The following is a 12,085-nucleotide window of genomic DNA, read 5'->3' on the forward strand; positions in this document are numbered from 1 at the left end:
GTATAGTTTAAATTAATTAAAAATTATCCTAAACTTTGGATATCTTTTTGTAAATATATGATAGCAGATGAAGAAGGAAATGGATGATCCTTAAGTGAATATTTGATTATTTCTTCCTGTAGTGTTTTTCCTGTAGATTCCTCATTTAAAGATTGTGAAATTTCATTAATAAGTAATTGGGTTGCATTCTTAGCTGAAAAAATAATTTCCCAGGTTTCCGGATGAATATAAACTTGTTGTGCTAAATTATGATCAAATTCATTTTGTATAGTTTCAATTAAAGAATATTCGTATCTCTTTAAATCTTGAGTAATGGGAATTCTTTTGATTAAGGCAGTGGGTTTTATACGTTCTAAGAATAATACCATTCTTTCATAAGCTTGTAATTTATTGGGTAGAATTTGATGTAAGTTTTGTTGTTTTAATTCAAAATCCCTTTTTTCTTTTTCTGAATTACAATATCTATTAAAAAGATAAATAAATGTACCTATTATAATTATCAAAATAAAAATATATGATAAAATAAATAAATAAGTAAATTCCATATAACTATTTTTTACAAAAATAATATATTCTGTATTGTAAAGGAAGTATTTTTAAAATAAATATAATAATAAAAAATTTAATACTAACAATGAATATTCAATTTAATTATTTGTATTTGAACATTCTAAGTATATGGCTTGTAATAAAAAAGAATGTAAAAAATGTATTAAATCCCAAATGGATAAAATTATTTAAAAAAATCATTTGGTAGTTAAAGATATTTATTATAGTTTTGCACACGCAAATTCCTCCTTAGCTCAGTTGGTTAGAGCATCTGACTGTTAATCAGAGGGTCGCTGGTTCGAGCCCAGCAGGAGGAGCCTTGTTTTAAAGGGTTGTAGTTTACTACAACCCTTTTTTTATATTTATGGTAATTAAAACAAACTATTTTTAATTTAAATTTATATTAAATTCATAGATGAAAATTGATTTAATAATTAATAAATTTAGATTAATATTTTAACAGATTTTCAAATTTTTTTTGTGTTTGTTAGATAATATGTTAATACTTCTTCTATAAAAAAAGATATTATATATTTTATTGTTATAAAATAAAGCTTATATTATGTAATAATTGTATAATAAATGTAATTTTTTATGTTTGTATATCCAAAAAATATCATATATTTGAATCGATAAAAAAAGGGCATTGATCTGAGAGATCAACACCCTTTCAAGTTTTGTTACTATATGTTTATTATGATTATTTATGAAATATAGATTTTTTTGACGCTTAAACCTATTAAATAATAAAATAAAACATCATTAAGTAACATTTGTACACTTATGTTTGATTTTTAAATAAGGTTAATTTTAGGTTTAATGACTTTACATTAAGCCTAAAAGTTTAATCTTGGAGCAAAGGTAATGCAGCATGTACTTCATTCCTTACGGATTTCCGTAAAAAAGAGCATTAAATTAAAAGAAGAAAATTGGGTTAGTATTTTTATATAAATCCTAATTCAATAACAATGCCTAAAAGTTGTTTAGTGTCTTTAGCATCAAAAGATTCTCGTAAAAATGCCAACCTTTTTTCAATAGAACTCTCACTATTAGGACTTATATGTTTTTCCTTTAAATATAATTCTACTTGTTTTTGGGTAAATCCCTGAGATAATAATTTAAGTAGATTTATATCATATTCACTAAACTCATAAACATGACTTTGTTTAGATTCTTTGTTGTCATGAGAAATATATGTTTGGTTATTGTTAATTGCAATGATAGCTTTTTTTAGTTCTTTAGAATCGTCTCTCCCTTTAGTTACAAATCCGTTAATTTGATAATCATCAAACATTGATTTGATTTTGTAAAATCTATTTTCGATCGAAAAGACTATAATTTTAAGATAAGGTTGTTCTTTTTTTGCTTCTTTTATTAATTCTTCTCCTCCAGATATTCTTTGTTCTCTGTAATCAGAAGCGAAAGATAAATCAGTAATTAATAAATCATAAGGATCCTGATCCAATAGAGCCCTTTGTATTTTTAATAGAGCGTCGTCGCAATAAAACACCTGATCAATTATAGGTATTATATTTAACTCTTCTATGGTTCTTTTTACTCCAAGGCTATAGCTATCAAAATCTTCTGCAATGAGTATCTTTCTGAACATATTATTATCTATTTTTGTAAATTTATGATAATTTTTACAGAAAATCCCTTTTTATATTCAATATTATATAAAATTTTTCCATTGATTGTGTTTATGCGATTTTCTATGTTTTTTAATCCTTTACCTGGTTTCCAGTTCTTGGAAGATGATATACCCACACCATTATCAAAATAATCAATTATCAAAACTTTATTTTTTTCTTTAAATTTTAAAGTAACTAAACTCGACCAGCTATGTTTTTTCATATTAGTCATAAGTTCTATTATAACGTAATATAATTCCTCCTTTATTTTAATTGAAATATCTTCCCATATCAATTTATTATTTCCTAAAAGTATAATTTTCGTGTCCTTTTTTCCATAAGGTTGAAGCATGTCTTTCAAGAGATTTGCAAAATCATTTTTCAAGTCTGTCTTAAACTCTGATTCATGAGATATATTTCTAGATCTGTTATAAAGTTCTTCTAAATTATTTATGATTTTTGATGAATTAAGGTCAGAATTATTTTCCAGTTGAATCATTAAATAATAAATTCCGTTGGCTACTTCATCATGGACTTTTTTGGAATATTTAATTTCAGTTTTATGTACTTCCTCCAATTTTTCCTGTTTAAACTTTTCCTTTCTCCTTTTGTACCATGTAATTAATATAATTAAAATTATAATTGTAACTCCCGTTATTGAAAATACTAATACTCGTTGTTTAAGAATTTGATAATTTTTTTGGGCATTTAACGCTTTAAGTTGTAAATTTTCTTCTTTATTTTTTTCAACTTCATAACGTATTAAAGCAAATTGATTTTTTGCCTTACTTCTTTTAGTTTGTATACTATCATTAAGATGAAAATAGGAAACAAAGTGTTTTTTTGCTTCTGAAGGGTTTTCCAATAATGTTAGCTTTTGTAATGCTTCTAATTGATCATCTGGAGTACCCACTTTTTTTGCTATTTTATACATAAGTTTAGCATGATAAACAGCTTTTAAAGGATTTGTTTTAGCGAAGTATCTTGAAAGATGTGAGTGGTTGGCTATTTGTCCTTGTAAATCATTTTCTTTTTCCCGTATTTTTAAAGTTTTAATAAGCTCGGGCTCTGCATTGTATTTAGGGGTGTTCAGCCATTTTGCATAAGCAAGATTATCTTCAATTTTAGCTAGAATAATTGGATGATTGTATAATTCAGGTTCTGTTTCAAGTAATTTTGTTAATTGCTTAATAGCACTATTATATTCTTTATTCTTTAAATATATGACAGCTTGATTGTTTTTGATGGATAGTATGTCAAGTTTGTTTACTGTATAATTTAAAGATTTTGTATAGTAATCAATTGCCTGAGCATAATCTTTTTGTTCTGTTTTAGAAATAGCTAAGCAATTGTAAACAGAAGAAATAAAAGAATTATATTCCGGGGATTTCAAATATTTTAACGCTTCTACTGCCGTCTCTTCACTTCCAAAGTAGTCTCCTTCATTGGCTTGTAGAATAGCCATATTGATTAAATTAACCCCGATATGGGAAGAATCTTTCTGAATCAGAAATTCTTCTTTTGAATGATTAAAATAATAAAATGCACTATCACTGATATTTTTGTTAAGATAATAATACCCAACTTCAAAATATATTTTTCCTAATAATAAAGAGTTTTTTTCTGATCGGGCATTTTTGATATCATTAAAAACTTCTTTAAAATTATTATCATTATATTGATGTATCTTTAAATTGTTGGAGTTTTCGGAAGGGTTTAAAATAGAGACAGGTGAATCACAAGAATATATAATGAAAAATATATAACAAAATAAATTTATTTTTTTAAAGATGGAAAGTAAAGAAAAATTATTTTTATTTAAACCAAACATAATTAAACAAAGATAAAGAATTTGATTTTATTAAAAAAGAATAGTATAAAGATAAAAAAATAGATACTAACTCTTATTAGTATCTATTTTTTTAGGTTTTTTTAAGATCTTACAAAATATATTTTAAGGCTGTTGAATTATAAGATCATTATAAGCATAATAGTATAATTTTCTTTTAAAAGAAATTTTTCTACCAATTAGGTCTCCTAGGTAATTGTATAAGTTCCCCGGTAGTACTAACCTTTTTGTTATCAAGTTTGTTATCAAGTCTTCTAGGTAATTGAATAAGTTCACCACTTGTATTAACCTCTTTATTATCAAGTTTGTTATCAAGTCTTCTAGGCAATTGAATAAGTTCACCACTTGTATTAACCTCTTTATTATCAAGTTTGTTATCAAGTCTTCTAGGCAACTGAATAAGTTCACCACTTGTATTAACCTCTTTATTATCAAGTTTGTTATCAAGTCTTCTAGGTAACTGAATAAGTTCACCACTGGTGTTAACCTTTTTGTTATCAAGTCTTCTAGGCAACTGAATAAGTTCACCACTGGTTTCAGCGGCTTGAATTTTTTGTTGGGATCCTTTTGATATTTCTCCATCAGTAAGATCGTTATAATCCTCTCCAACACAGGATATTACTCCTAAACTGGAAATGAGAATACCGATAAGTAAAATTTTTTTCATTTTTATTCAACTTTAAATTTTAACATTAGCGTGCTTACTTTAATGGTTATAAAGTAAGATCACACCCAATTTTCGGGATAATTAAGGAATTAGTATAATAGCAGACATAATAAATATCCCGATATAATTAATATTAGCTACTTTTTATTCCTTTATTTAATTCATTTTGTACATTTGCTACATAGCATTCAATTGAATTATTTGCAAAGTAAAAGAGTTAAGTCCAAAAAATATGGACAATGTAAAGACTTTTGAGGGACAAATTAATATTATGTTATATTGAGAATAAAAATCATTATTTTATGATATATTTATTGTTTAAAAAAAGATTTAGAGACAGAATTAAATCTGGTTTAATTTATGGAATATCAAGAGGTAATGAGACAGATTATTTTTTTAGCTTTTTCTAAAGCTGAAAAAGAAACTTTGCAAATATTAAAAACCCCACTTTCTAAACATATTTCACATGAAATTGAAATCCATTATAAAGTTTATATTAGTGAAAAAACATTTATAAGATATTACGATAAATTTATAAATGAAAAGGAAGGTTCAATAGCTAATCCAAATAGACGTATAATAGATTTTTTATGTAAATATATTGGATTTGAAAGTCTTATAGATTTTTATAATAAAGTTTATATAAACAAGGATTCTTCTTTGTAAAAAAGTGTGGCTTAAATATTGTGAAGTTTAAATAATATCAATTTTTTAGGGAAAATATTTTCCCTAAAAAATTAATATTTGTGTATACTTTGTTTATTACTTTAAAAAAGCATACATAACATTTACTTTTCAAAAGATTTAATAACTTTGCAAGTATGCCAGATATAATTCATTTACTTCCAGATAATGTGGCTAATCAAATAGCAGCAGGAGAAGTAGTCCAAAGGCCTGCATCTGTGGTTAAAGAATTGTTGGAAAATGCTATAGATGCTGGAGCTACTCAAGTTATATTAATAGTAAAAGAAGCCGGTCGAAATTTGATTCAGGTCGTGGATAATGGTATAGGGATGAGTGTAACAGATGCCCGAATGGCATTTGAACGGCATGCCACATCAAAAATATCAAAAACAGAAGATATATTCCATATACAAACCAAAGGTTTTAGAGGAGAAGCACTAGCCTCAATTTCTGCTGTGGCCCAGGTAGAACTTAAAACTAAAAAAAACGAGGAAGAAATAGGTACACATGTGGTAATAGAAGGAGGAGAATTTATAACCCAAAAACCTATTAATACCGCAACTGGAACAGTTTTTTTAGTAAAAAATTTATTTTTTAATGTACCTGCTCGTAGAAAATTTTTGAAATCTAATTCTGTTGAATTAAGGCATATATTAGATGAATTTCATAGGGTAGCCTTAGCACATGAAACAGTACAATTCCAATTATTTAATAATGAAGAAGAATTGTTTAGGTTACGTTCGGGGGGAGTATTACAACGAATATCTGAAATTTTTGGACGTAAAATTCAGCATCAATTAATTCCTGTTTCAGAACAACTAGAGTGGATCCGTTTAAGTGGGTTTATAGGAAAACCGGAAAGTGCGAAAAAAATAAGAGGAGAACAATTTTTCTTTGTAAATTATCGTTTTTTTAAATCAAATTATTTAAATAAAGCTGTACAAGATGCTTTTGAAAATTTGATTCCATCAAAATATTTACCGTCATTTTTTATATATATAGAGATTGATCCTGAAAAAATTGATGTAAATATACATCCTACTAAAACAGAAATTAAGTTTGAAGATGAGTCCTCTATTTATATGTTGTTAAGAACTACAATAAAAAAATCTTTAGGAGTATATAATGTTGCTCCCAGTTTGGATTTTGATCAGAATCCGGAGTGGAGTAATTTAAGTTCTGTAAACAAAAATACCTCTATAACAGAACCTAAAATCAAAATTAATCCTACATATAATCCTTTTGAAGAAAAAAAAATTATTACATCCAAAGAAAAGATAAATTTACAAGAACTTTATGCTTCATCAAGAAAGGAAATATTATCTCCTGAAATATTTGATTTTCCTAACCCTCCTTTAATAGAAGAACAATCTTTATTAAGGCTTTCAAATGGAAGATGGGTCATAGAGAAGGAAAATAAATTATGGTTTTTAGATCCTTATAGAATACATCAGACTGTATTATATGAAAATCATTTAAAAAATTATAAAGGGAATGCTTTAAGCCAGCAGTTATTATTCCCTATAAATCGTCCAGTATATGAAATGGAAAAAGAAAAATTAGATTCTATCAAAACCCCTTTATTTGCTTGTGGTTTTGATATGGATATAGAATCTGATATTGTAACGATTACTGCAATTCCTTCAGATATTCCTCAAGAGAAGGTAATTGATATTATAGATGATTTATTAATGGAGCTTTCTGACCATTCTGAAGATGAATTTTCTATATTTTTTAGTAAATCTGTTTCTAAAGTTTCAGCCAAAAAAAGAAATGAATTTATCCAACCTTCACAGTTTTATCCTATATGGAAAAATTTTGAGTCTTTAGGGTGTCCAAAATATAATCCATTTGGAAAGAAGAATTTTGAACAAACTGTTATTATTGATTTTGATTAATTAATTTTTTGCTAATGAATAGAGTAATACCACCGGTAACTAAAAATTTATTAATATTAAATACTATTTTTTTCGCTGCGCGATATATATTGGGAATGAATGGCATAGATTTAGACGTAATTTTTGCATCTTTTTTTCCTTTTTCTCCAAATTTTCATTGGTATCAAACTATTTCTCATATGTTTATGCATGGAGGATTAGCTCATTTTTTCTTTAATATGTTTTCTTTATGGATGTTTGGTTCTGCAGTTGAACAGGCATTAGGAACAAAAAAATACTTAATCTTATATTTTGTTTGTGGCCTAGGGGCATTTGCTCTGTTTAATCTAGTTAATTTTTTTGAATTTAAGCATTTATATGATTCTTTACTTGCTGAAAATATTCCTTTAAATGAAGTTGGGCAATATTCTAAATTAAGTATTTATAGCTCAGATAACGATATTATGAGAATGCGTTTTCAATGGTTATCTACCTTACCTGAAAATACGAATTATAATGTAGCGAAAAGGTTTTATTTAGATTTAGTAACACCTTTGTTAGGGGCTAGTGGTGCTATTTATGGTGTTTTAGTGGCTTTTGGAGTTATGTTTCCCAATTCTGTTTTAATGTTGATATTTCCTCCTATTCCTATGAAAGCTAAATATTTTATACCTATAATGGTATTAATAGAATTATTTCTGGGTGTAAAAGAAGTTCAGGGTGATAATGTAGCTCATTTTGCACATTTAGGTGGAGCAGTATTTGGTTTTTTCTTAACACGTTATTGGGTGAAAAATAGATATAGGTGGAATTAAAAAAAGAAGTTTTTTATGTATAATGATTGGATAAATAAAATAAAATACTATTATAGAAGTGGTACAGAAGGAGTAAAAATAATCTACATATTTATAATTTCTTCTTTTGTTTACTGGATTTTCAATTTTATTTTGATGAATCTAACAGGTTTTTCATTAGAACCAGTAATTTTTTTGTCAGCAGATAAATTTATCCCTTATATTTGGACACTTTTTACTTTTCCTATAGTGCAAAAAAATCTTTGGGATTTATTTTTTGCCATGATAATGTTATACTTTACAGAAAAGATTTTTAGAATTTATTTTAATGGAAATAGTTTTATTAAATTTTTTGTTTTAGGAAATATTTTCGGTGGAATAATTTTTTTATTATATAGTTTACTTACCGGATATACTTATATTTTTTTAAATGGTGCTATTGTTGGGATATATAGTGTACTATTTGCTGTTATATCTTATAATCCTAAAATGCCGGTTTCTTTATTTCCATTACCTGTTCAGTTTCCAATTTATGTATTAGGGATAATTTTTATAGTATTAGACGCTTTTTCAACTTTGAGTTCATCATCTCTTACAATGAATGTATTTATAGCAAGAATAGCTGCAGCAGCTTTCGGTTTTTTTTACATGAAATCATTTCAGACAGGAAATGATTTTTTAGGAAAAATAGTTCCTAATTTTAATACTTTCTACAAAATATTTTCGTTTATCAAAGTAAGGATTTTTTCTTCAAAAAACAGAAAAAAAGAAAAATTTCAATATCAATCAACCAAATCAGGTGTTCATACAAATAAAAATTTTAATGAAAATAAAATAGAAAATCAGAAAAAAATAGATGCTATCTTAGATAAGATATCTAAATATGGATATGAAAACCTTACAAAAGAAGAAAAAGAATTTCTATTTAATTCTTCTAAAAAATTATGATATTTATTACACATAATAAAAAAAACTATTTATTTTTTAGTTTACATTGTATAATAGCTTTATTGTTATGTATAGTATATCTTAATAAAATAGTCCAACCCAAAGATTTTCCATATTTGGGGCTTATTTCTTTGATATTTCCCATTTTATTTATTTTTCATCTTTTATTTACAATAATGTGGTTAATAAAAAGAGAATTGATATTCATACCTTTTTTATTATTTACGATTTTTTTACTTTTTCCTATAAAAAAATACATACATTTTGGAAATAAAATCATAGCAAATAAGACATCAAAAAAGCAATTTAAAATTTTAACCTATAATATTCGTTATGCCAACGAAAGTAAGGATTTAAGGGCTTTAGAAGATTCTGTAATAAAACGAGATATAGATATAGCTTTTTTTCAAGAAATATATACGAGACAGTGGAGGTCCAAAGAAACATTTTTAGTGGATAGATATAATGCTGTATTTGATTTGGTAGCAATTTCATCAAAATATCCTATAATTAATAAACAAAAGATAATTCTTCCGGGAAATGGTTATGCTTGTTTGGCAGATATTCAAAAAGACGAATCCATAATCAGGTGTATAAATATTTATTTAGAGCCTATGTTTTTAACAAAAAATATATTTAGAATAGAAAAAGTAGATGATGCTAAAGATAAAACAAAGGTTGTTGTTGAAAAATTGTCAACAGGATATAAAAAACATCAGGTTCAAATAGATTTATTAATTAAATATATAAAAGAGTCTCCTTATCCTACTATTGTTTGTGGGGATTTAAATTCAGTACCTTTATCTTATGAATATTTTCATGTAAAAGGAAATATGTTAGATGTTTTTGAGTTATGTGGATCAGGCTTAGGAATGTCCTTTTATGATTATTTTTATCCAATAAGAATTGATTATATATTTACGAGTCCCGATTTTATTCCTAAAAGCAGTTATGTAAATAAAAATATAAAATTTTCAGATCATTATCCGGTTTTTGCTTTTTTACAATTAAAATAATTCGTTTAAAAAAATTTTCAAATAAAATAAAATTAATGGTTATTCTATAAATATTATAAATTTGTATCAGTTTATTAAACATAAATAAGGTGCAAAAAAATAATTCAATTACGGCTAAATTTACTTTCGTAGGTTTAATTGTTACAATGGGGATTGTATTTGGGGATATTGGTACTTCTCCGTTATATGTGATGAAAGCCATAGTAGCCGTAGGTAAAGGTAGAATAAATCAGGACTTTGTAGAAGGAGCTCTTTCATGTATTATATGGACATTAACTCTTCAGACTACTGTAAAATACGTATTAATTGCATTAAAAGCAGATAATAATGGAGAAGGGGGAATATTAGCACTTTATTCACTAGTGAAAAAATTAAAAAAAAAATGGCTTTATATTGTTGCAATTTTAGGGGCAGCAGCTTTAGTTTCTGATGGAGTTATTACCCCTTCAATGACCATTGTTTCAGCTATAGAAGGATTAAAAATTTATAATCCTCATACTCCGGTTATATTTATAACCCTTTTAATTTTAATGGTATTATTTATTGTTCAGCAATTTGGAACTCAATCGATAGGGAAATTTTATGGACCAATAATGTTTTTATGGTTTATAATGTTAGCTATTTTAGGAATTATAGAAGTTATCCCTCATCTTTACATATTTAAAGCTATCAATCCTTATTACGCAGTTAGGCTTATCATAACAGAACCAGAAACTCTTGTTATTATGGGGGCGGTTTTCCTTTGTACCACAGGAGCAGAAGCATTATATTCAGATTTAGGACATTGTGGAATAAAAAATATAAGAATTAGTTGGTTCTTTGTTAAAACTTGTTTAATATTAAATTATTTGGGGCAAGGAGCTTGGATTCTTTCAAATCCAGCGGAAGCAAATAGTGGAGGAAATCCTTTTTTTATGATGATGCCCCATGGTTTTTTAGTAATAGGGGTTACAATGTCCACTTTAGCCGCAATTATTGCAAGTCAGGCTTTAATAACAGGGTCTTATACTATTTTTAGTGAGGCTATGTCATTAGACTTTTGGCCTAGGCAGCGTATAGAATATCCTTCTTACCAAAAAGGTCAAATGTATATACCGGCAATAAACTGGGGTTTATTGATTTCATGTATTATAGTGGTGATTCATTTTGAAGAATCATCAAGAATGGAAGCAGCCTATGGTTTAGCAATAACGATAACCATGCTAATGACAACAGTATTGTTAATTTACTATCTTAATTATAAAAAAGTTAATAAATTTTTGATTTTATTATTTGCAGTAGTTTATATTACTTTAGAAGGTGGTTTTTTCTATGCTAATGTATTAAAATTTAAAGATGGAGGTTGGATTACAATGCTGTTGGCAGGGATTATAGCATTTTGTATGTATATTTGGTATAATGGTAGAAAACTTAAAAATAAATATGTCCAATATGTAAGTTTAAAGCCCTATTTACCTATTATACAGGATATGAAAAATGATAAAGAAATACCTAAATATTCAAATAATTTAGTATATGTAAGCAGAACAAAAAAACCAGTAGAAATAGAAGCAAAAATTATTTTTTCCATTATAAATAAAAATCCTAAAAGAGCAGATTATTATTGGTTTTTAAGGGTTGAAAATGATTCTAACCCCTATACTTTTGAATATGATGTTTTAGAGTTAATTCCAAATACTTTGTATAATGTGAATTTTAAATTAGGATTTAAAGTTGAACCTTTAATCAATATATACTTTAATCAAGTATTAGAAGACCTTAAAGCATCAGGAAAAATTAGCCTCATAAGTAATTACCCATCATTAAAGAAATATGATATACCCTCTGACTTTAGATATATTTTAACTGATAGAGTTTTCAATCAAGAATATTTGTTATCAATAAAAGAAAGGTTTATATTAAGATTTTATAATTTAGTTAAGTATATAGGAATTTCTGATACAGCAGCTTTAGGCTTGGATACTTATAATGTACAGGTTGAAGAAGTTCCAATGCTTACAGATGTAATTTATAAAAACAGAATAAAAAGAATAAAAACAAATCAAATCTAGATATTTTCGTTTACATAAA

General features: G+C 26.3%; 10 protein-coding genes and 1 tRNA gene. 7 read left to right on the top strand and 4 right to left on the bottom strand.

Going from position 1 to position 12,085, the window contains the following annotated elements:
• Nucleotides 1-23 precede the first annotated feature (23 nt).
• Nucleotides 24-545: a DUF7935 family protein gene (locus tag C4S77_RS12055; protein WP_105247746.1), complete on the bottom strand. Its 522-nt coding sequence runs from the start codon at nt 543-545 to the stop codon at nt 24-26.
• A 247-nt stretch (nt 546-792) separates the two neighbouring features.
• Here C4S77_RS12055 and C4S77_RS12060 point away from each other — a divergent pair.
• A tRNA-Asn gene (locus C4S77_RS12060) sits at nt 793-866 on the top strand.
• 626 nt (nt 867-1,492) lie between these two features.
• Here the strand turns inward: C4S77_RS12060 and C4S77_RS12065 are convergent.
• From C4S77_RS12065 to C4S77_RS12075, 3 genes are all read right to left on the bottom strand, one after another.
• A complete protein-coding gene (locus C4S77_RS12065; protein WP_105247747.1) occupies nt 1,493-2,158 on the bottom strand; it encodes a response regulator in 666 nt (221 codons plus the stop codon).
• A gap of 8 nt (nt 2,159-2,166) precedes the next feature.
• A complete protein-coding gene (locus C4S77_RS12070) occupies nt 2,167-4,011 on the bottom strand; it encodes a tetratricopeptide repeat-containing sensor histidine kinase (protein ID WP_105247748.1) in 1,845 nt (614 codons plus the stop codon).
• A 190-nt stretch (nt 4,012-4,201) separates the two neighbouring features.
• Nucleotides 4,202-4,696, bottom strand: a complete 495-nt coding sequence (locus tag C4S77_RS12075; RefSeq protein ID WP_105247749.1) for a hypothetical protein — start codon at nt 4,694-4,696, stop codon at nt 4,202-4,204.
• A gap of 360 nt (nt 4,697-5,056) precedes the next feature.
• On the opposite strand from C4S77_RS12075, the gene C4S77_RS12080 reads away from it, so the two are divergent.
• The 6 genes from C4S77_RS12080 (at nt 5,057) to C4S77_RS12105 (ending at nt 12,066) form a co-directional block, all read left to right on the top strand.
• Nucleotides 5,057-5,362: a hypothetical protein gene (locus C4S77_RS12080; RefSeq protein ID WP_105247750.1), complete on the top strand. Its 306-nt coding sequence runs from the start codon at nt 5,057-5,059 to the stop codon at nt 5,360-5,362.
• 155 nt (nt 5,363-5,517) lie between these two features.
• Complete coding sequence (mutL, locus tag C4S77_RS12085) at nt 5,518-7,278, top strand: DNA mismatch repair endonuclease MutL (RefSeq protein WP_105247751.1); 1,761 nt, start codon at nt 5,518-5,520, stop codon at nt 7,276-7,278.
• A 14-nt stretch (nt 7,279-7,292) separates the two neighbouring features.
• Complete coding sequence (locus C4S77_RS12090) at nt 7,293-8,072, top strand: rhomboid family intramembrane serine protease (RefSeq protein WP_105247752.1); 780 nt, start codon at nt 7,293-7,295, stop codon at nt 8,070-8,072.
• Between the two features lie 15 nt (nt 8,073-8,087).
• Complete coding sequence (locus C4S77_RS12095) at nt 8,088-8,999, top strand: rhomboid family intramembrane serine protease (protein ID WP_105247753.1); 912 nt, start codon at nt 8,088-8,090, stop codon at nt 8,997-8,999.
• A gap of 176 nt (nt 9,000-9,175) precedes the next feature.
• A complete protein-coding gene (locus tag C4S77_RS12100) occupies nt 9,176-10,015 on the top strand; it encodes an endonuclease/exonuclease/phosphatase family protein (protein ID WP_181042892.1) in 840 nt (279 codons plus the stop codon).
• 146 nt (nt 10,016-10,161) lie between these two features.
• A complete protein-coding gene (locus C4S77_RS12105) occupies nt 10,162-12,066 on the top strand; it encodes a KUP/HAK/KT family potassium transporter (protein WP_105247825.1) in 1,905 nt (634 codons plus the stop codon).
• Nucleotides 12,067-12,085 lie beyond the last annotated feature (19 nt).

The sequence above is a fragment of the Apibacter adventoris genome, assembly GCF_002964975.1.
In the GTDB taxonomy this organism is placed as follows: domain Bacteria; phylum Bacteroidota; class Bacteroidia; order Flavobacteriales; family Weeksellaceae; genus Apibacter; species Apibacter adventoris.